At 29.0% G+C, this 21,254-nt stretch carries 18 protein-coding genes, 1 pseudogene and 1 other annotated feature (1 of these 20 cut by a window edge); of the genes and pseudogenes, 4 read left to right on the top strand and 15 right to left on the bottom strand.

Annotated features, from left to right (window positions below):
* Positions 1–348 precede the first annotated feature (348 nt).
* From OW730_RS05920 to OW730_RS05905, 4 genes and pseudogenes are all read right to left on the bottom strand, one after another.
* Entirely contained in the window at positions 349–708 is a 360-nt protein-coding gene (locus OW730_RS05920; protein ID WP_271228147.1) for a hypothetical protein, read from the bottom strand.
* A 113-nt stretch (positions 709–821) separates the two neighbouring features.
* Positions 822–1,340 (bottom strand): anaerobic ribonucleoside-triphosphate reductase activating protein, encoded by a 519-nt coding sequence (gene nrdG, locus OW730_RS05915; protein WP_271228146.1) that lies wholly within the window; start codon positions 1,338–1,340, stop codon positions 822–824.
* Positions 1,341–1,427: 87 nt separating this feature from the next.
* Positions 1,428–3,281 (bottom strand): annotated as a pseudogene (gene nrdD, locus OW730_RS05910) (anaerobic ribonucleoside-triphosphate reductase); the annotation flags it as partial.
* 301 nt (positions 3,282–3,582) lie between these two features.
* Positions 3,583–4,521 carry a hypothetical protein gene (locus OW730_RS05905; RefSeq protein ID WP_271228145.1) on the bottom strand — a complete coding sequence of 313 codons (939 nt, stop codon included), beginning with the start codon at positions 4,519–4,521 and terminating at the stop codon, positions 3,583–3,585.
* A gap of 153 nt (positions 4,522–4,674) precedes the next feature.
* On the opposite strand from OW730_RS05905, the gene OW730_RS05900 reads away from it, so the two are divergent.
* The 3 genes from OW730_RS05900 to OW730_RS05890 are packed head-to-tail and all read left to right on the top strand — an operon-like array spanning position 4,675 to position 7,079.
* Positions 4,675–5,655, top strand: a complete 981-nt coding sequence (locus OW730_RS05900) for an ABC transporter substrate-binding protein (RefSeq protein WP_271228144.1) — start codon at positions 4,675–4,677, stop codon at positions 5,653–5,655.
* Positions 5,630–6,391 carry an ABC transporter permease gene (locus tag OW730_RS05895; RefSeq protein ID WP_271228143.1) on the top strand — a complete coding sequence of 254 codons (762 nt, stop codon included), beginning with the start codon at positions 5,630–5,632 and terminating at the stop codon, positions 6,389–6,391. Before OW730_RS05900 ends, OW730_RS05895 begins: the two co-directional genes overlap by 26 nt.
* A gap of 4 nt (positions 6,392–6,395) precedes the next feature.
* Positions 6,396–7,079 (top strand): ABC transporter ATP-binding protein, encoded by a 684-nt coding sequence (locus OW730_RS05890; protein WP_271228142.1) that lies wholly within the window; start codon positions 6,396–6,398, stop codon positions 7,077–7,079.
* A gap of 41 nt (positions 7,080–7,120) precedes the next feature.
* Here the strand turns inward: OW730_RS05890 and OW730_RS05885 are convergent, their stop codons facing one another.
* Positions 7,121–8,155 (bottom strand): sensor domain-containing diguanylate cyclase, encoded by a 1,035-nt coding sequence (locus OW730_RS05885; RefSeq protein WP_271228141.1) that lies wholly within the window; start codon positions 8,153–8,155, stop codon positions 7,121–7,123.
* A 353-nt stretch (positions 8,156–8,508) separates the two neighbouring features.
* Between OW730_RS05885 and OW730_RS05880 the strand changes: the two genes are divergently transcribed.
* Positions 8,509–8,682, top strand: a complete 174-nt coding sequence (locus tag OW730_RS05880) for a hypothetical protein (RefSeq protein ID WP_271228140.1) — start codon at positions 8,509–8,511, stop codon at positions 8,680–8,682.
* Positions 8,683–8,982: 300 nt separating this feature from the next.
* Here the strand turns inward: OW730_RS05880 and OW730_RS05875 are convergent, their stop codons facing one another.
* The 10 genes from OW730_RS05875 to metG form a co-directional block, all read right to left on the bottom strand.
* Positions 8,983–9,807, bottom strand: a complete 825-nt coding sequence (locus tag OW730_RS05875; RefSeq protein WP_271228139.1) for an Mrp/NBP35 family ATP-binding protein — start codon at positions 9,805–9,807, stop codon at positions 8,983–8,985.
* Between the two features lie 12 nt (positions 9,808–9,819).
* Entirely contained in the window at positions 9,820–10,638 is an 819-nt protein-coding gene (locus OW730_RS05870) for a hypothetical protein (RefSeq protein ID WP_271228138.1), read from the bottom strand.
* 255 nt (positions 10,639–10,893) lie between these two features.
* Positions 10,894–11,472 (bottom strand): PsbP-related protein, encoded by a 579-nt coding sequence (locus tag OW730_RS05865; RefSeq protein WP_271228137.1) that lies wholly within the window; start codon positions 11,470–11,472, stop codon positions 10,894–10,896.
* Between the two features lie 53 nt (positions 11,473–11,525).
* Positions 11,526–12,638, bottom strand: coding sequence for a hypothetical protein (locus tag OW730_RS05860; RefSeq protein WP_271228136.1), 1,113 nt, complete (start codon positions 12,636–12,638; stop codon positions 11,526–11,528).
* A 369-nt stretch (positions 12,639–13,007) separates the two neighbouring features.
* Entirely contained in the window at positions 13,008–13,850 is an 843-nt protein-coding gene (gene rsmA, locus OW730_RS05855) for a 16S rRNA (adenine(1518)-N(6)/adenine(1519)-N(6))-dimethyltransferase RsmA (protein WP_271228135.1), read from the bottom strand.
* The gene (gene rnmV / locus OW730_RS05850; RefSeq protein WP_271228134.1) at positions 13,834–14,394 is read right to left on the bottom strand and encodes a ribonuclease M5; all 561 of its coding nucleotides are present in this window, start codon (positions 14,392–14,394) and stop codon (positions 13,834–13,836) included. Before rnmV ends, rsmA begins: the two co-directional genes overlap by 17 nt.
* Before the next feature lie 93 nt (positions 14,395–14,487).
* Positions 14,488–15,546, bottom strand: coding sequence for a 3D domain-containing protein (locus OW730_RS05845; protein ID WP_271228133.1), 1,059 nt, complete (start codon positions 15,544–15,546; stop codon positions 14,488–14,490).
* Positions 15,547–15,713: 167 nt separating this feature from the next.
* On the bottom strand, positions 15,714–16,478 hold the full coding sequence (locus tag OW730_RS05840) for a TatD family hydrolase (protein WP_271228132.1): 765 nt from the start codon (positions 16,476–16,478) through the stop codon (positions 15,714–15,716).
* Between the two features lie 22 nt (positions 16,479–16,500).
* Positions 16,501–18,015: a DUF445 family protein gene (locus tag OW730_RS05835; protein WP_271228131.1), complete on the bottom strand. Its 1,515-nt coding sequence runs from the start codon at positions 18,013–18,015 to the stop codon at positions 16,501–16,503.
* Between the two features lie 847 nt (positions 18,016–18,862).
* Positions 18,863–20,821, bottom strand: a complete 1,959-nt coding sequence (gene metG / locus OW730_RS05830; RefSeq protein WP_271228130.1) for a methionine--tRNA ligase — start codon at positions 20,819–20,821, stop codon at positions 18,863–18,865.
* 373 nt (positions 20,822–21,194) lie between these two features.
* Positions 21,195–21,254: a binding site (T-box leader), on the bottom strand (it continues 187 nt past the right edge of the window).

The following is a 21,254-nucleotide window of genomic DNA, read 5'->3' as shown; positions in this document are numbered from 1 at the left end:
AATTAAAACCAAAACCTTTAAAAGAAGTTGACAGTGGACAGTTGACAATGAACAACGTAGGATGTTTCTGCTAATAGCAGAAACTACATTTTATTCTTCTTTAGATAAAAAAGTTTTTACTCATTTTATCTTTAGGATAAAATATTGTATTTTAAGTACAATGTTTCATCCAAATGAAACGAGTAAAATCATCTTGTCAAAGAAACAATAAGACTAAAATTTCACGGAGTGAAATGTCCTTCGTTGTCCACTGTCCGTTGTCCATTGTCAACTAAAAAAAGACCTTCAAAAGGTCTTTTTTTCACGGTTTATTAATAATAAAATATAAATAATTGCAATATAAATGGTTTATGTCATAAGTATTATCTTCTTTGGTTTAATTATATTGGAGTCTGTCTCATTGTGTTCTACTATTATTTCAACTAAGTCGTCTTCCTTTAAAGATTTAGATGTTATAATCTCATTTGTAAATTTTCTAATTATTCTTGTACTGTTATCTAATCTTATAAGTGCTTTATCTCTCTCAGTGTCATCATACTTAATCCCGACTACACTTATTTCAGATATACGATTTTCATCCAAGAAAACCTTATCAACACGCCCTCTTACTAGAACCTTATCCTCTTTATTTCTTTCAAAATATCCGGCTAAAGCAGCTCCAGCAAAAAGTAATCCAGTAGAAAAAAGAACTTTGTGCCTTGTTTTCATTCTTACTCCTCCTTTCACATCGAATACTCCTCTATATTATAATAATATACCCCTTATTTACCATATTCAATGCTTCTTGAGAAAATATAATAATATGTTAACACTTTACAGCTTTATACATCTAATTTAATTATACTATTTGAAATGATACTCTCTTGAACGTTTATAACCCTCTGGTTTTTTGATCCCCTATATCTCAAGGATTCATCTTTAAGTTCTTTTAAAAATTTCCCATCAACCAGCACATCAATATTTTTCAGCAGTTCTTTCCACTCTCTTCTTCCTGAATTTATCAAGTCTTCATATCTATATCCAGTGTAACACCATATATTCATATCACTATTATTTTTTATTTTTTCTGCTAACTTATGTAGTATATCTGAATTCTCGAAAGGTTCTCCCCCTGAGAATGTAACTCCATTAATCAAAGGATAATTTTTCATAATACGCTCATAAACATTATCAAGTTCTATTGGTTCTCCATATTCTTTGTTCTGCATTGCTCTATTATGACACCCTTCACAGTTATGAGTACAACCTGAGACAAAAAGCACACTTCTTATCCCTTCTCCATTCACTAATGAGTTTTCTAAAAAACCTGCTACATTTATTTTTTCTTTTAAACACCCCATATTAACACCTCTAATATATTAACGTATCAAGTCCACTTACATATTTTGTTAGCGGACCTGGTACACTTACATTTATTTTAAACTTTCTTAATAGCTGTTTACATGTCTATCTGTATGAGATATTCTATCTGCTCTCTCAGCACTCTTACCTTCTCCAAACCTTTCATCTAAGCTAAGGTACCCAGTAACTCTAGATATTCCTTGAATTCTATTACTTCCACATTTTGTACACACACTACCATTTTGCTGAATACTAGTTCCACATTCTTTACAATATCTTATATGGAAATTGATACCCATATAATTTATATTAGTATTCTTGTATGAATAATTGATTATATTCATTACATCTGCAGCACTTGGTGTACCATCAAGTTCAATATATGTTATATGTCCTGCATTACATATCTTATGATATGGAGCCTCAATATCAACCTTATCCTTAATTGATACCTTAGTTGAAACTGGCACATGATAGCTATTAGTGTAATAATCTTTATCTGTTACCCCTTCAATAATTCCATATTGCTCTTTATCCTGCTTAATAAATTTACCTGATAATCCTTCTGCTGGAGTAGCATAGCAAGACCAGTTAAGTCTATCTGTATTTTTAAACTCATCACATTTCTTTCTAATATGATTCAATATTTCGATTCCTAATTTTCTCGATTCTTCACATTCTCCATGATGCTTTCCTGTTAAAGCAGTTAACGTTTCAGCAAGACCTATAAACCCAATTGCAAATGATCCTTGCTTAAGTAATGGCTCTATATTATCTTCCTTGCTAAGCCCTTCTGAGCCTCTAACCAAACCTTCCCCTGCAACAAATGGAAGATCCTTTACTTTTAAATCCTTCAATACAGAATATCTGTGTAAAAGGGATTCTCTTGCTAATGATAATGTATCATCTAAAAGCTTATAAAACTGCTCTATATTTTTTTCTGCCTTAATACCAATTCTAGGCAAGTTAATAGTTGTAGGAGCAATATTCCCTCTTCCTTGAGGTCCATCTTCTCCATTTATATTTGACATAATATATGTTCTACACCCCATTGTTGAGGCAATTATACCTTCGTTATATTTCTCCAAGTTAAAATCTGCATCTAAATTCATAAACATAGGATTCATTCTCTTTGATGCTACTCGACATGCTAATTCATAAAGATAATAATACTTATCCTCTTTCTCTCTATTTACGCCTTCTTTAACTCTGAATATTATATTAGGGAAGATTGGTTGTTCTCCTTTTCCTAATCCTTTTTCATATTCTTCAAGGAACATTCTACATACTAAAGCAGCATCATCATCTTCTGGTAAACCAATATTAATTGAACTAAAAGGAACCTGACTTCCAGCTCTTGAATGCATTGTATTAAGATTATATACTACACCCTGCATAGCTTGTCGAACTTCTCTCTCTAATTTCTTTTCTACTTCATCCTTAACCATCTCATCACTTATTTCAAGTTTTAAATCATTAAATAAACCCCTAACATCTCTATGTATTTCTTCTCTAGTAAGTTTAACAAAGTAAGCCATATCATTATCAAAATTAACATGTGATTGACCACCGAACATGTCATTTTGAGTACTTTGAAGTAAGATACAAGATAATTCTGCTGCACTTCCGATTCTCTTAGGTGGTTTTATTGTTCCATACCCAGTGTTAAATCCTTTTTTAAGTATTTTTCCAGTTTCTACATTTAAACAATTTATCGTTAAATTATAGCTATCTAAATCATGAAAATATAAATCTCCCTCTGAATGTGCTTTTGCCAAATTCTCAGGAAGGTACGAAAGTATATGCCACTTATTAGCTTCACTTGCTATTCTCAAAAGTTTAGCACTAAAATTATTACCTACATTTGCATTATCTCTGTCAGTCTCAATTCCTATTGCTCTTATCTTCTTCATTATCTCTAAATTCTTTTCCATGTTCTTTTCCAAAATAACGCCTCTTTCCTGTTAATCACATTTTTTAAGCAACGCACAACATATAGCACTTTCCATTTTTATAAGCACTATATATAGTACTTAAGTATTATAAACCCGATTTATTCTATTATCAATTTTCCTTTTTGATTGTATTATTTAATATACTATACTAATAGTGAGTTATTATAAAATAATCGCATATATTAATTAATTTTGAAATTGACATTAAATTTTTTTCATTATATAGGATTTAATAAAAATTAAAACTGCTGTAAAAATCAGCAGTTTTTTTGGAAGTTCACTTAAACTATTTATCATTTAAGTCCTCATATAATTCATCTAAAGTATTTTGAATATTTCCATATAAAAAATTTGACATTGCATCAAATGCACCTAATAACATATTTCCAAATGGCTTATTTCTAATTTTTCTATATTTATTTTTCTGATTTCCATAAGATCCGTAGAAAATTGATATGCTGAAAAAACGCATATTTTGTTTATTATTATCATAAACTTTATCCAGATTATTTTCTTGATTATATCTTGTTATTTCTCTCAATTGATTATCATAATATTCTTGTGGATATGCCTCCTGTTTATTTGTTATATAGGCATTTTCATACTTAGCACTTGGTAGGTTTTCACTATAATTATCATATATTTCAGTAGGGTAATATATATCACTAGGAGGTGAATTGTATCTCCCTACTTCCATAGCTCTTTTTCTTGATTCTGCTTCTCTAATTAAGTTAGCTTTATATTCATTAACAAAATAAACTAAAATATTTTCAAGTTTTTCATTCCCATATTTAGCTTGTGAAAATGTATTACTAAACTCAATAACCACATTTGATATGTCATTTTTTGAAGCCCCTTTAAGAATCTTTTCAAATACTCTGTGAACAACACTGTTTATTCCATTTTCAATTCCTCCAATCCATTCTCTAAAGCTTTGTTCACATCTACTCATTTCTTCTTTCTTATGTTCAATTTCTGTCATAATTTCAAAAGTCATTTTTTTATCAGCTGTTGCAAGCTGCTTTTGAAGATATAACACTTCATTTTTTAGTTTATTCACATAAAACTCCATTTTATCCTTATTATCTTTCCATGTTTTAAAAAGTTCATTAGGAGTTATTGATAGAATATTTTTAGCATCTATGCGTTTCATTCTGTAATTCATAGGTACAATTTTATTTTTCCCATTCTGTTTAGCAGGTAAATTTCTATGTTTTTTACCCATTTTCTATTCCTCCAAAAGCATTCCTATATATATATTATTTTTTCTAATGAGAAATGTGATTCTTTATACTCATAATTGCCAATATAACTAAAATATTATAATATTAATAGTGTTTGTATTATAATAAAATAATCTATAACTTAGGAGGTATTTATGAAAAAGATTTGTTTAGTACTTTTTACAATTTTTATATCTTTAAATTTAATTGCTTGTGGTACAAAAAATAACCCTAAAGAGCCTGTCTCTGTTTCAATTGCAAGTCTTAAAGGTCCTACATCTATAGGAATGATTAAACTTATTGATGATGATACCTCAATAACTTCTGATAATGTTTCAGTTTCTATAGAAGTTATTCCATCACCTGATTTATTAGTCCCTAGATTATTAAATGAAGAATTAGACATAGCTGCCGTTCCAGTTAATGTGGCTTCTAAAGTCTATAATGCCACTAAAGGCAAGTATGAAGTGGCTGTAATTAACACATTAGGAGTTCTGTATATTGTAAGCAATGATGAGTCCCTTGATTCCATAGAAGATCTTAAAGGACAAACTATATATTGTGGTACTCCAGGTGCAACACCTGATTTTATACTACAAAACCTTATGAATAAAAATGGTCTAATACCTGATGAAAATATCATTATAGATTATTCTCTAAAGAATTCCGAACTAGCCCAAGCTGTTATTAGTGGAGATGTTCAATATGCTATCCTTCCTGAACCTTTTGCAACAATGGTTTCACTGAAGAATAAAAATATTAAAAGGTCTATTAATATACAAGATGAGTGGAATAAAGTTGAGAAATCTGCTGAAATAATAATGGGAGCACTGGTTATAAAGAAAGAGTTCAGAGAAAAAAATTCTGAGTTTATTAATAAATTCTTAGATGAATATGAGAATTCTGTTTCTTGGGTTAACGATAACCCTGTTGATGGTGGTAAATTACTAGAAAAGCACGAAATACTGCCAAACAGTAAAATAGCAGAACTATCAATTCCAAATTGTAATGTAGTTTATATTGATGCTCAATCAAAACAAGATGAAATTATAAATTTCCTAAAGATATTATATGATTTCGATAAGAAATCAGTAGGAGGCAACTTGCCAGATGAAAAATTCTTCATGGAAAAATAAAATCATAAAAGTCTTACCTGTGATATTCTGGTTGTTTATATGGCATATAGCCTCGCTATTAATTAATAGCGAGGTTAAACTACCATCACCTGTAACTGTTGTTAAAAGTCTTATTTATCTACTAAAATCATTGTCCTTTTATTATTCAATAATATGGACTATTCTCAGAGGATTATGTGCATTTTTAATATCACTATTATGCGGTATTATAATTGGTTTCTTATGTCACTTTAGCAACACATTATATATTTTATTGAAACCTCTTATAAGTACACTGAGATCAATTCCTATAATCTCTATAATATTTTTAATTGTAATCTCCATGAGAAAAGAAAGTGTTCCAATAGTTGTGAGTTTCTTAGTTTCCTTCCCTATTGTGTGGTCTACTGTTGTGGAAGGATTAAAAACAGTTGATAAAGATATTTTAAATATGGCTAATGTGTATAAAATATCATTATTCCGTCAAATATTCATTATTTATCTTCCAAGCATATTTCCTCAACTTTTATCTACAATGATAAGTACACTTGGTTTAACTTGGAAATCAATAGCAACTACCGAGGCATTATCTTATCTCCAATATTCTATAGGTAAATACCTATATCTATCCAAAACCTCATTTGATACTGCTAGCCTCTTTGCTTGGACTATAGCCTTACTGTTTATAAGTAGTTTATTTGGAAAGTTATTGAGAATTTTATCGACTCCTATTACAAAGAAAAGATTTAGGATGTGATGTTATGATTGAAATAAAAAATCTAAGCTTCTCTTATGATAATAATTTCATAATAGAAAATTTAAATGTTAATTTTAATGAGAATAGCATAAATTGTATACTAGGTTCTTCTGGTTCAGGCAAATCAACTTTATTAAATTTAGTAAGTGGAATAAATAAAAATTATTCTGGGACTATTAAGTCAAAAGATGATATTTTTTCATATGTTTTTCAATCTCCAACTTTAATTCCTTGGCTAACAGTTTATGAAAATATGCATTTTGCTCTCAAGCATGTTATAACTAGTACTGATATACATAAAAAAATTAATCATTACCTAAATTTAGTTAATCTATTAGAGTATAAAGATATGTTTCCTCATGAATTAAGTGGAGGTATGAAACAAAGAGTTTCCCTGGCAAGAGCTTTTGCTTTCCCAAGTAACTATCTCTTAATGGATGAACCATTTACAGGACTCAATGCAAGTTTAAAGAAAAGTTTAAAAGAAACCTTTCTTAAACTTTGGAACATGGAAAAGAAAACCGTTATCCTAGTGACCCACGATATTGAAGAAGCACTAGAATTATCTAAAAGTATATATGTGATAAAAAACAAACCATTAACAGATTTCCTTAAATTCTCAATTGATACACCTCTAAGTTCTGAAAAATTCAATTCATTAAAAAAGCAATTGCTTCATTATCTTTAATAATGAAAAGCAATTGCTTTTAATTTCTCTATTATATTTCTTTACCTTGTGTGTATCTCATTACAGTAATCATCAATATTAAACATAAGTAATTTTTTATGATTTTTATCTTTATACATTAATTCGTCAACATCCTGCATCAATATTTCATAACTCTTGTCTAAATTTTTCTCATCAATTGCCATTATTCCATAGCTAAAACTTTCCACATTAGTGTTTATTATATTATCTTCTAAAATGCTTTTCAAAGATTTAATCTTAGCTTGAATCTTGCATATATTCCCCTCTGTACAAAGAATAGCAAATTCATCTCCATATATTCTACTAACTACATCTTGTGAAAAATATTCTTTTAATAAATTTGCAAAATGTTTGAGTGCCATATCTCCAAAGTAATGACCTTTTTCATCATTTATATTCTTGAAATTATCTATATCAAGAAATATTAAATACAACTTTTTATCATTCTTTCCCTTATTTGATGATTTTCTTAATACTTCAATCTCTTTATCAATAATCTTCTTGAACTGTCTTTTATTAATAAGTCCTGTAAGTTCGTCAATATTAGCAAGTTGTGTAAGTTTCTCTCTAACATCATAATTCTCAAATATACTATTAAGATCATATTTTATTTGTTCATATAAAATCTTAGTCTGTCTATTCTTTTCAAATGTAACACTCTCAGAATCAAGATTCATTATTGCTATGACTTCTCCATTTACATGGATAGGAAAAGATACAGTAGATTTAATATTAAGTCCATCTAAATCTTTGAGTTTATCGTATTTCATTTCAGTTAATAAACTCTTGTCTAACTTATCTATATCTGTCAGAATGGCAGGTTCCTTAAAATTATTAATCTTATATAAATACAATTCCTCTTTTTTGAATTTTAAATTTTTAAGTTCCTCAGGATATCCTTTTATTGCAGCGTATTCAAACAAACCATCTTCATTAATTAATAATAAGCTTCCTCTAGTTGAAAACTTAATAAAATTTATGGCTTTTGTTAATATTATTTCACAAACTTCATACTTATTATCTAAGTTTGAAATCTCCAAATGAATTTCCTTCATTAACTTTTTTAATAATTGAATGCTAATAATGTTTCTCTTCAGTAAATTATATTTAAAAAAATATACAGTATTGCTTATTATCAGTAAACCACTTAACACAATCAATAATTTAAGAGCCACAGAAACACCTCATTAAAAAATATTTATGAATAAATCTATTAACTTTAGTTAAAAATAAAGTTAAAAATAAAGTTAAAATTTAGCAGTATATATATTCATTTTAATATTATTCCGATTTTTTTTCAACTGTAAGAAAAAAACAAGTGTAATATTTTACTTCGGCTAGTTATTCAGATATCATTCAAATACCTTAAATATATTTGAATGATATTTTTTAAAGGAAGGTTTTACTTATGAGAGGAAAAATTATAGATATAGACACTTTATTTGTTACTGTATTAATGGATGACAGTTCAACACGCTTATTCCCTATAAATAGCATACCCAAATCATTAATATTAGGAGACGAAATCAATTTATACTCGTTAAGACACTTGTATCCTAATGATACTTCAAACCTCATGTAATACAAAAGCACGGTTAACCGTGCTTTGAAAACAAATGGAGAATTGAGAATGTAGAATTGAGAATGATGGATGTTTCTGCTTGCGCAGAAACTACATTTTATTATTCTTTAGGACAAGGAGTGTTTACTCATTTTATCTGCGATAAAATATTGTATTAATTAATACAATGTTTCATTTAAATGAAACGAGTAAACCATTATTGTTCCTTAAACAATACAATTAAAATTTCTCGGAGAGAAATATCAATCATTCTCAATTCTCAACTCTCCATTCTCAATTATGGTTTTATAAACTATGTTTTTATATAATTTCGTTTACTATCTTATCATACTCAACATTATAAACAATATAGTTTTCAATATCTCCATTTTCCATACGTTCGATCAAATCTAAATCAACTGGTAGTTCTGCAAGAAGTTTAACACCTAAGTATTTAGCATGCTCCTCAGCAGGCTTTTTACTAAAGATTCTTGTTTTTTCTCCACAACTTCCACATTTTATATATGACATATTTTCAATTACACCCATAACATCTATATTCATCTTTTGAGCCATTGTTATTACTTTCTTAACAATCATTGAAACCATATCTTGAGGAGTTGATACAACAACCATACCACTTAGATTTATACTCTGCATAACTGTAAGAGCAATATCCCCTGTACCTGGCGGCATGTCAATTAACAAATAATCTAGTTCTCCCCAATTTGTGTCTCCATACATTTGATTTAGAACACCTGTAATCATAGGACCTCTCCATATTACAGGATCATCTTCTTTAGGAATTAATAAATTTAATGACATAACCTTTATACCTGTTTTAGTTTCCACAGGCTCAAATTCAGCTTTATCTTCTCCAACTTGTTTTATAATAGCTCTTTTCTCATTTATACCAAATAATCTAGGTATAGAAGGCCCCGTTATATCCGCATCTAAAACCCCCACCTTATATCCACTTTTCCTTAAAAGCGTAGCTAAGAGAGTTGTACATGTAGATTTACCCACTCCCCCTTTTCCACTTATAACACCAATTATGTTCTTTATATTTCCTTTGTGTTCCATGTAATTACACTTTTCTTTACTAGAACATGAAGATTTTTGACTACAACTTTCACATTTACTCATAATATTTCCTCCTTAAAAATCACTTGGTTTTTCATCTTTATACACATTAATAACCCACTTTTTATTTTCGTAATTCCCTAAAACATAAAACTCTTGCAAAACATTTCCTTTTTGCATAAACTCAATTTTCATTTTAATAATACTTGATTTATAACCTACTGTTGATATAACCATATCAACTGCTGATTTTCCCATTTCTTGATTTAACACGACATTATCATACTTATTTTCTAATCTTCCCCTGAATTCTTCTTCTTCAATAGATAATATGAATTTGGCAGATTCTTTATCCTTATTTATATAAACATTAATCTTTTCACTTTCTATAGATTCATTATAAATATCTAAAACCTCAATAATACTATCATAATATATACTCTTAAACTTAATAGGTGTCCTTATATTAAAAAAGTTATCTAAAAGATCATTATCTAGTCTTTTAGAAACAATATACTTTTCATCTTCATTATAAAAATTTCCCTTATTTTCTTTATCTAATCCAGCTATATAATAATATTTTTCAACTTTGTTTCCGCTAAGATGAAGTTCAAATATATAATCTGGATTTAAAGTAGAACTTTCTTCTGAAATTTTGGCTTTAGATAATATATCATATAGTTCATTAAGAACAGTTTTGTCTTTTATTATAAATTTGAAATTTTTATCTCTAACACTTTGTATTACAACCTTCGTTACATTTCCTTCGTTAATATATTCAAATCTATCGTTTTTTAATCCAATTTTTATAAATACATTGTCTACAACACCACACCCTGTAAATAAAGCACTGATTACAATTAACATTAAAATAAATTTAATTCTCTTAAACAAAATATTTTACCCCCTGAAGAATATTAGAACTCTTAAAAACTCCAAAAATAAAAAAAATTCTAAGAATCTCTTATAGGCTTTTACCTAAACTTTATTTATACAAGTCCAAAATCCGTAAAATCATCGATTTTCAAGACAAGTATAGATAAATTTTATTAATAAAAACTCTATACCTTAGAATTATAAATCACTTATAAAATTAAATCAATTAACATAAAATTAATTTTTAATATTTCTAGCACAATTTTACATATTTCATTTCAATTTCACTGTATCTGTTATTACATCAAATATTTTTTCATAGTTTTGTTGATATTTTTCATCTGCAACATAAAATGTTACTACGGCTCTTTCCTCATCATTTTCTATGTAATATTGACAATACTTCATTTGCTTTTTATCAATAAAAGATTGCAATTTGTATTTAACTAGATAACCTTTATATCCATTAACCTTTATAGGTCTATAATTATATTCTTGTATTTTACTTTTGTCTTCACCGAATGTACTGACCACATCCTGCAACTCCCTGTTTTTCTTTTGTAATTGAATATATCCTCCTATACAACTCTCTCTATCATAAAATTCACTGTGATAGATTACTTTCTCAACATTCAATTCCTTTTCAGAATTCCCCCAATTCTCAGGAAGTTTATATACTATTCTCATATTTTCATCATTATATTCTTTAAGTTTATAGATGTTATTTTCATTTAAAGATGCTAATTTTAATTTGTCATGAAATGTACTTTCTAATCCAAACATTACAATCATAAAAAGAATAATTGTCAAAAAGATTGTAATCTTTTTACTATAAATAAATATTACTCTCAATTTTGATCCTCCTCTTCGTAAATATAAAACTGCTCATTTGTGAGCAGTTTTAATTATTTATTTTTCTTTACTGGCACAACTACTGTAGAATTTCTTACATCGTAGAACATTAACCAATACCCATTATTAGGTTTATTTTCTGTAGAAATCCATGTTACAAATCCTGTTTTCCCACCAAACGGTTGCTCTTCTTTTGCCTTATCTCCAGGCACACCATAAATTATATATTGCAATTTACCTTTTTCGTTACATTTGTACCCTACACAAAAATGATTATATTTTTGAATATAAGCGTAGTACATCATCATAGGATGATATATAACTGCATATCTGTCATAATCTGACATGTCATACATATCATCTATTGATGATATCTTTACAGAATACCAATTACAATATTTTAATTCCTTTGTAATATCCTCTTCTTTATCAAAGCACTCTACTAGTGATTTAAAGAAATCTCCAATCATACCAAGTGGAAAATCTTCTTTATTTAAAGGCTTAGACAATTCACTTATAGATTCACACATGTAATCTTCTTCTTTATAATCTTTCTTATGATATTCATATTTATCTTCCTTTTTGTCATGTTTACATTTATCACGTGATTCTTCTGAATCAGTAATTTGCTTGTGATCATTCATACTGTCATTATGTGCACTATTATCATTTTCAATATTTTTTTCGTATTGTTCGTAAATATTTTCTTCTTGTGCTTCTTCATCTTCTCTCTTATCTTTCATTATGGAATAATTTTTCCACTCTTTAGGTATCTCTGATGATGTAAATCCAGCCATAATTGAAACAACATTACCATCAACTATTTTTGCTATAGCTGCACCAATTATCTTATCCATTCCTATGTGCATGTTTGCAATGTCTTCCATCTCATACTCATTCACTAAATCAATTCTTCCATGTTCATCAACCATAACTTTAGTAAGAGGTAATAAGCTTTTCACATCTTTCTTATTACAAACTAAGATTAGATGATACGGTTGTTTTTCCACACTCAAGTTCTGTGCATAGTAAGAAATTTTGCATTTATTATTTTTCTTTTCTAATTTAACATAACCTGAAGGACTTTTTTCCGTATCAAGAGCGAAGCCTTTTTCATCTTCTTGCAAAATTATAAAATATCGACTGTAATTTTTTTTAGGTGCCAATTTAAGAACCTCCAAACATTTAAACTTATTCTTTATACTATATGTATTAGGATTCTTGAAAATCACAAAGAAAATAAAAAAAAACAACTTCAATTAAAAAAAGCACGGATAACCGTGCTTTTGAAAACAAATTGAGAATGGAGAATTGAGAATTGAGAATGATGGATGTTTCTGCTAACGCAGAAACTACATCTTATTGTTCTTTAGTACAAGAGGTTTTTACTCATTTTATCCTAGGATAAAATATTGTATTATTTACACAATGTTTCATTTCAATGAAACGAGTAAACCATTATTGTTCCTTAAACAATACAATTAAAATTTCTCGGAGAGAAATGTCAATCATTCTCAATTCTCAATTAAGCTTTTTTAAAGTTTGCTTTTTCTATAAATAGAATTAGCCAATGTTGCAAATTCTTCGATTGAAAGAGTTTCCCCTCTTCTTTTCATATCTATGTTAGCATCTTCAAATGCTTCTTCAAGCTTTTCCTTTTCCAGCCCTAATACCTTCATACAATTCCAAAGAGTTTTTCTTCTCATTTGGAAAGCTTGCTTTACAACTTTAAAGAAGAATTTTTCATCATCTACTTCAACCTTAGGTTTTTCTAATTTATCAAGTTTTATTACTATAGAATCAACTTTTGGTTGTGGTATGAAACATCCTGCTGGAACTCTTTTTACAATACTTGTATTACAGTAATATTGTGCAAATACTGAAAGTGCTCCGTACTCCTTTGTTTTTGGTACTCCATTAATTCTCTCAGCAACTTCTTTTTGAATCATTATTGTAAGAGATTTAAAATTTATTCCTTCAGTTAAAAACCTTGATATTATTGGTGTAGTAACATAGTAAGGAAGGTTGGCAACAACTTTAACACTTTTCTCATCACCAATTATTTCTTTAAAATTCACTTTTAAAGCATCACCATGAATTAATTCAAAATTATCACACTTTCCAAGCTCTTGCTCTAAAATAGGTATTAATTTATCATCTAATTCCACTGCACAAACACGTTTAGCTTTATTTATCAATCTACAAGTTAAAACCCCTACTCCAGGACCAATCTCAATAACAAAGTCCTCTTTAGTCACTTCTGCAGACTCTACAATAGCATCTAGTACATTATCATCTGTTAAAAAGTTTTGTCCTAAGCTCTTTGTAAATTTAAATCCATATTTTTTTACTAAATCTACACTAGATAGTATTTCCATTTTCCATCTCCTTGTTCATCTTATTTATTGCTTCAATAAATTCTTCTCTCTCTATACCATAGTTATTTAACTTAGTAAGAAATCCGTTAGTATTGGAATATCCTATTCCAAGTATTTTTCCTAATCGTTCTCTTCTGTCTTTAGCCCTTTGATCAGCTGTTAATTTAAAAAACATCATATCATCTATATTAAAGTATTCTCTTTTATCGCTTATTTCACACTTAGCTTTTTTCAATGCTTCAATTATAACTTCGGGTTCTGCATTCTCTACTCCTATATCATCATCTTTCGTACCGTCTTCTCTAGAAATATAAGCATGTTTTATACCTGGAACTCTTTTTGAAATTATTTTTCTAATCTTATCTCCCGCAAAATCAGGATCTGTAAGTACAATAACTCCACATCTCTTCTGAGCTTCTCTAATTTTATTTATAACTTTAGCATTTATACCAAATCCACCTACAGCTATCATTTCTGCATCTACAGCTCTTTTTACCGCTGTAATATCATCACGTCCTTCAACTACTATTACTTCTTTAATCATCTATTTAAATTACCCTCCGACACACTTATTTTCTCCATATCTTTATATAATACCACAAACACGAAAAAAAACTAGAGCGAAGCTCTAGTTTTTTTAGTTCTGTTCTCTTTCTATCTCTTCTAAAATATAAACCTTTACATGTCTAACTCCCCACTTGAGAGTATCAGAGTATTTATGGACATAAACATCGATTTTATTGCCCTTAATAGCTCCTCCAACATCTTCTGCAATTGCTAGACCATATCCTTCTACATAAACCTTTGTACCTAAAGGAATTACTCTTGGATCTACAGCTATTGTACTAATGCCATTTGGATTTCTCTTACATCTTGTCCCGACTGCTGTTACCCCAAGGTATGGATCATCTGGAATCCCTTGCGGATTCAAATCTGCAGTATATGCAGTAGCTCTAACTTGTATAATTGATGAATAATAAACTGTTTCGCCGTTTGGAACTTCCATCTTGGTTAAGGTTCCAACCTCAACCACTTCACTAACAGATTCTTTTGTGATTGTTTCCTTTAAAACAACTTCATCAACAATCTCGCCATCTTCTAATGTAAGTTCTTTTACAACTTGTTTTTCACCAACTCTTCCATGACTAACAAGCTTCTGTTCACCTTTAACCATCTTGTTATTAGGTTTTTCAATAGTAATAAATTCTACTGGTAAATTTTGAGCTTGTTTTACTTTAACAACTCTTGTAACCTGTATAGACATTTTTTCATAAATTTTTGTATCTAAAGATGGTGTAACTTTATCAAGTTCACCTATTTCAATCCCCTCAGAAGCAAAAAACTCTCTAACTGTTCCCTCAGCAGTAAAAATCACCTTATCTTCTCCATCCGCTTTTAAACTTATATCTACGGCTTTAGTAATGGTTATCAAATCTCCATTTTTAAGTTTACTGTTTAATCCAACAGAAATTTTATCTTTGTCATTTAATTGTATTCCCTTACTTTTGAGGATTGAATTTGTTTTACTCATAAAAGTCACTATTTTTTTCTCTTCATTGCCTATGACAATAGTTATTTCTTTTTTAAAACTCAATACTATTGTGAACATCAAGCTAAAAACCAATAAACCAATAAACAACATCTTCGGGAAATTAAAGGAGATTTCCTCCTTTTTCTTATATACGTTTAATCCCATGCTTTACCTCCTTAAAGAGCATAAAATTTCACCACCTCAAATCTGCATCGTATGCATAGGCAGCTTCTCTCTTTGAAGGATTGCGTGTCTAACAATATTAAAATATATGCACCACAATCTCTTTTTATATCAATAAATACTCTTTATTTATTATAATCATTTCCAAATTATGGTATTTTAATCATATTTTTAATATTTTCTCTTGTAATTCTTTCTACATCGCCATAAGAAATCTCTTTAATAGAACTAATTTCTTGAATAATGTACTTAATATAATCAGATTTATTCCTCTTTCCTCTATATGGTGATGGTGCCATGTAAGGACAATCTGTTTCAACTAGTAACTTATCTATAGGTATTTCTTTTACAACATCTTTTAATTTTTTTGCATTTTTAAATGTTACAACGCCTGTCACCCCTATAAAGTATCCAAGCTTTACACATTCTTTAGCAAATTCAACACTTCCAGAAAAACAATGAACAACACCAGTTACATTAGGAAACTCTTTCATTATTTCTAATGTATCTTTATGAGCTTCTCTATCATGAATAACAACAGGCAGATTTAATTTATCTGCTAACTCCATCTGTTCTCTGAAAACTTTTTTCTGAACATCCTTCGGTGGATTTTCTTCCCAATAATAATCTAGACCTATTTCTCCTATAGCTTTCACCTTGTCTTCTTGAGTATACTCTTCTATTTCTTTTAAAATATCACTATTATACTCATCAGCATTTCCTGGGTGTATCCCAACTGCAGCATAGAAAAAATCATATTTTCTTGCAAGTTCTACCGATTTTCTCATACCCTCAACTGAAGATCCACAGTTTAAAACTCCTACTACACCGCTTTCTTTTATTTCCTTTATAACACACTCTCTGTCTTGATCAAATCTTTCATCATCATAGTGTGCATGTGAATCAAATATCATATGTTCTCCTCCTATGTGATTCCTACAACCTTCCTACAACCTGCGAAATAACACCCATTGCAAATCCAAGTAGTGCTCCAAACCAAGTTATAGCTTTTAACTCTTTACTAGCAATCTCTAATATTATCTCTTCCATCTCAGCCATTTCAAATTCATTTATCTTTTCTTCAACCACTTCTGGTATATCAATCATCTGAGCGATTTTTCCTGAATTATTCTCCATAAATCCTTTGTAAAGAGCAACAGCTTCACTCTCTATTGTTTCAGCCATACCACTATTCTTTTCAAGTATTTCGCCTATATATACACCTTCAATAAGCTCCATAGTTTTTATCGCAGATTTTTCTATGTAATTATTATCTTCTACTATTCTAATGATACTCTCAAATATTTTATTAATATATACATCTAACTTTTCTATAGCTTCTTCATCTATTTTTTCAATGAATTCTTTAAGAGTTATATCTTTATCAAATGAATTAATAAACTTATTAAATAAATTATCTATTGTCTCATTGTTAATAAAGTTATTCAGCAATATACTGCTTCCCTCATGTATTATACTTTTTATTTTATCTTGACCATATTTATCTACAATATTTCCAACCGTATTATCCAACAAGTTTTTAATTTCATTGTTTATTAAGCCAACAATCATCATTCTATTTTCATCTTGCTCTAAGTAACTCTCCAACGTGCTTATTATTAAAGGATATATAGATTCCCCTTTCACAAACATCGCTATCATTGGACTTAATTTAGTATTAACCATATCATTTATACTACTAATAATTTCTTCTTTTACAGAATCTTTTTCAAGAGCATTAATTAGTTTATTGCAAATCTCTTCTCTATTATTTTCTACAAGAGAATATATTGTTACCTGCGTACTCTCAGGTATTATTTCATTCAATTTCTTTAAATTATTTATATCATCATTTATAAATGAGATCATGGTATTACTTATAGTTACTTTTATATCATCAGATTCTTTTATTCCTTTTATCTTCTTAAGAGCATACTCTTGAAACTTGATTGATAAATCATGTTTTATTATATCTTCAACATTAACACTAATTAATTTCTCAATTTCATCTTTAATAATTTTAATAACCTTAGTCTTTGTTTCTTCATTATTTAGAAGATTCTTAGAGTACTTGACAGATAAATTCACTACATATTGTTTTAAGCTCTTATACCTGCCTCCTAATCCCTTCTCTAATAAAGTTTTTAATGTTTCCTTTTTTTCAATTAATTCTTTGATTTTCATATTAATCCAAGTTCTTATTGCATTATCAACTTTTTCACCACAAAGATGTTCCTGTATAGTATCCTCTGTTAATAAATGATCTCCTATACCTTTCCCCACACTCTTAGCGATTCTTGCCTTTTCTTTTGGAATCAATCCTGGTGTAAATGGTATTTTAATTCCTTTAATTCTCATTTCATTATGGGGTCTAAATAGCATCTTTATTGCTAACCAATTAGTAACATATCCTATAAGTGCCCCTACTAAACCAGTTAATATTATTTTCATTTATATCACCTTCATATTTTTTTCTATCTAAACACATATTATAAAAGGAATAAAGAGAAATTTCAAACTTTTAGACTAAAATATACATTTTTTTAATAAAGTTGTAACACTATACTTATTTTATTTTTAATTAATACCCATTTTTCACTAACTAAAAAATAGATTAAATACTTTTAAAAGAAGTTGACAGTGGACAGTTGACAATGGACAACGATTGATATTTCACTCCGTGAAATTTTAATTATATTATTCATTGGATAATATAAATTTTCTCGTTTCATTTACAATGAAACCTTGTAGATTAAATACAATATTTTATCTTAAAATAAAATGAGTAAAAACCCATTGTCCTAAAGAACAATAAAAAAAATTTATTATATAATTTATCAACTTTATTCTTTCTTAAGAAATCACCAAAATATGTCCTTTTATATATACGTTTAACCTAAAAGAACAGTTTCATGTAAGTTATTCAATGTCTTACTGAAACTGTTCTTAATGGTACATTTTAATATTTGTCATAAAATTTATATTAGAGAAACTTTGTGATATAAAACATAACTGAACAGTTGAAAATGGAAAGTGGAAAACGATGGAGGTTTTGCTTCGCAAAACTAGATTTTATTGTTCTTTAGAACAATAGGGTTTACTCATTTTATCTTTAGATAAAATATTGTAATTTAACATACAAGGTTTCATCCCTGATGAAACGAGTAAACCATTTATTGTCCGAAGAACAATATAATTAAGATTTCTCGTAGAGAAATATCCTACGTTTTCAACTTTCAATTTTCCACTTTCAACTTGCTTTTATAAAGCACAATAGTTTCATATTATGCACTAAACTTTATTTAATAAGGCTTCCTGTAGGAAGATCTCCATCTATAGTTACTGTTAATAACTTACTATCGTCATTAGTAGCTGCACTTAAAATCATTCCTTCAGATAATTCTCCTCTTAATTTTACTGGCTTCAAGTTAGCGACAACCACTACATATTTCCCTATAAGATCTTCTGGCTTATAGTGCTGTGCAATTCCCGAAATTACCTGTCTCTTTTCCCCACCAACATCTAATTGGAATTTTAATAATTTCTTAGTCTTTTTAACTGGTTCACATTCTAAAACTTTTGCTAACCTTAAATCAACTTTATCAAAATCATCTATAGTTATTTCTTCTTTTAATGGAAGCATTTCTTGCTCTTCTTTTTCTTTGTTAGCAGCTTCAGCTAATTTCTTCTGCTCTTCAGCAATCTTAGTTAGCTCTTCCATTTTCTTTTCAACATCTATTCTAGGGAATATTACTCCTTTTTTCTCAACCTTTGTACCTGCTTTAGTTCCATCAAATGATGCTAAGCTATCCCAAGCAGTATACTCTACATTAAGCTGCTCATTTATTGCTTCACTTGTCTTTGTTAAGAAAGATGATAACAATACTGAAGTAAATCTTAATGATTCAGCAAGGTTATAAAGAACTGTAGCTAATCTATCTTTTTTACTTTCATCTTTACCAAGTATCCAAGGAGTAGTTTCATCAATATACTTATTAGTTCTTCTAATTAAAGTCCAAATATGATCTAGTGCTCCAGGAATTCTTAAGTTATCAATTGCCTCTTCAACTTTCTTAGGAGTTTCAAGAGCAAGAGTTATAAGTTCATCATCCACCGGCTCTTTTTCTGCTGGTGCTGGTATTTCACCACCAAAATATTTATCAATCATAGTAACTGTTCTTGAAAGTAAGTTTCCAAGATCATTTGCTAAATCTGAGTTAGTCTTCTTTATGAAAATCTCATTACTAAATATTCCATCTGAACCAAATGGTATTTCATGAAGAAGATAGTATCTTACAGCATCTACTCCAAAATGATTAACTAACACTTCTGGGTCTACTATGTTTCCTTTAGACTTAGACATTTTTCCACCTTCAAGCATTAACCATCCATGACCAAATACTTGCTTTGGAAGCTCTATATCTAATGCCATAAGCATAATTGGCCAATAAATTGTATGGAATCTTAATATATCTTTACCAATTAAATGTACATTTGCAGGCCAATACTTTTCCATTAAATCGCAATCATTATTCTCATATCCTAAAGCTGTTATATAGTTTGAAAGTGCATCAATCCAAACATAAACAACATGCCCTGGGTCGAATTCTACTGGTACTCCCCAATTAAAGCTAGTTCTAGATACACAAAGATCCTGTAATCCTGGTCTTAAGAAATTATTTAGCATCTCATTTTTTCTTGACTCAGGTTGAATAAACTCTGGATGTGTCTCTATATATTCAATTAATCTATCAGCATACTTAGACATCTTAAAGAAATAAGCTTCTTCTTTAGCCTTTTCAACAGGTCTACCACAATCTGGACACTTACCATCATTTAATTGAGTATCAGTCCAGAATGACTCACATGGTGTACAGTACCATCCTTCATATGAATCTTTATAAATATCACCTTGATCATAAAGCTTCTTGAATATTTTTTTAACTGATTCTTCATGATACTCATCTGTTGTTCTTATAAATTTATCATACTTTATGTCCATAAGCTTCCAAAGATCCTTGATTCCAGCAACAATCTCATCCACATATGCCTTAGGAGTAACTCCTTTTTCTTCTGCTATTCTCTGAATCTTTTGTCCATGTTCGTCACTTCCTGTAAGGAACATAACATCATAACCTGTTAATCTTTTAAATCTAGCAACAGCATCTGCTGCTACAGTAGTGTATGTATTACCTATATGTAACTTTGCTGATGGATAGTATATAGGCGTAGTAATATAGTATGTTTTCTTATCCATTTTCTAATCCTCCTAATATATTTTTGTTTAACAAATTATTGTACTCACTGTGTGTAATAAAAAATAACGTTGTGATGAAAAACTTTTAAAAGAAATGGAGAATTGAGAATGTAGAATGGAGAATGATGGATGTTTCTGCATACGCAGAAACTACATTTTATTATTCTTTAGAACAATAGACTTTTACTCATTTTATCCTAGGATAAAATATTGTAATTAAAATTCAATGTTTCATCTAAATGAAACGAGTAAATCTTTATTGTCCAATTAAAAATAAAATTAAAATTTCTCGGAGAGAAATGTCAATCATTCTCCATTCTCAATTCTACATTCTCCATTATCTTTTAAAATAAAAAAGCCTCTAAGCATTTAGCTTAGAGGCATATATTACGCGTTACCACTCTAGTTCATCCTTATCTCACAATAAGGACCT

Source organism: Oceanirhabdus sp. W0125-5, from assembly GCF_027938815.1.
In the GTDB taxonomy this organism is placed as follows: Bacteria; Bacillota; Clostridia; order Clostridiales; family Clostridiaceae; genus Oceanirhabdus.
The sequence above is the reverse complement of the archived record's forward strand: the minus strand, read 5'-3'. Positions and strand labels throughout refer to the sequence as shown.

Coding starts and splice junctions, on each gene's coding strand:
- OW730_RS05920 (WP_271228147.1), bottom strand. CDS start 708: ATGAAAACAAGGCACAAAGTTCTTTTTTCTACTGGATTACTTTTTGCT.
- nrdG (WP_271228146.1), bottom strand. CDS start 1,340: ATGGGGTGTTTAAAAGAAAAAATAAATGTAGCAGGTTTTTTAGAAAAC.
- OW730_RS05905 (WP_271228145.1), bottom strand. CDS start 4,521: ATGGGTAAAAAACATAGAAATTTACCTGCTAAACAGAATGGGAAAAAT.
- OW730_RS05900 (WP_271228144.1), top strand. CDS start 4,675: ATGAAAAAGATTTGTTTAGTACTTTTTACAATTTTTATATCTTTAAAT.
- OW730_RS05895 (WP_271228143.1), top strand. CDS start 5,630: ATGAAAAATTCTTCATGGAAAAATAAAATCATAAAAGTCTTACCTGTG.
- OW730_RS05890 (WP_271228142.1), top strand. CDS start 6,396: ATGATTGAAATAAAAAATCTAAGCTTCTCTTATGATAATAATTTCATA.
- OW730_RS05885 (WP_271228141.1), bottom strand. CDS start 8,155: ATGAAGGAAATTCATTTGGAGATTTCAAACTTAGATAATAAGTATGAA.
- OW730_RS05880 (WP_271228140.1), top strand. CDS start 8,509: ATGAGAGGAAAAATTATAGATATAGACACTTTATTTGTTACTGTATTA.
- OW730_RS05875 (WP_271228139.1), bottom strand. CDS start 9,807: ATGAGTAAATGTGAAAGTTGTAGTCAAAAATCTTCATGTTCTAGTAAA.
- rsmA (WP_271228135.1), bottom strand. CDS start 13,850: ATGGAAATACTATCTAGTGTAGATTTAGTAAAAAAATATGGATTTAAA.
- rnmV (WP_271228134.1), bottom strand. CDS start 14,394: ATGATTAAAGAAGTAATAGTAGTTGAAGGACGTGATGATATTACAGCG.
- OW730_RS05845 (WP_271228133.1), bottom strand. CDS start 15,546: ATGGGATTAAACGTATATAAGAAAAAGGAGGAAATCTCCTTTAATTTC.
- OW730_RS05840 (WP_271228132.1), bottom strand. CDS start 16,478: ATGATATTTGATTCACATGCACACTATGATGATGAAAGATTTGATCAA.
- OW730_RS05835 (WP_271228131.1), bottom strand. CDS start 18,015: ATGAAAATAATATTAACTGGTTTAGTAGGGGCACTTATAGGATATGTT.
- metG (WP_271228130.1), bottom strand. CDS start 20,821: ATGGATAAGAAAACATACTATATTACTACGCCTATATACTATCCATCA.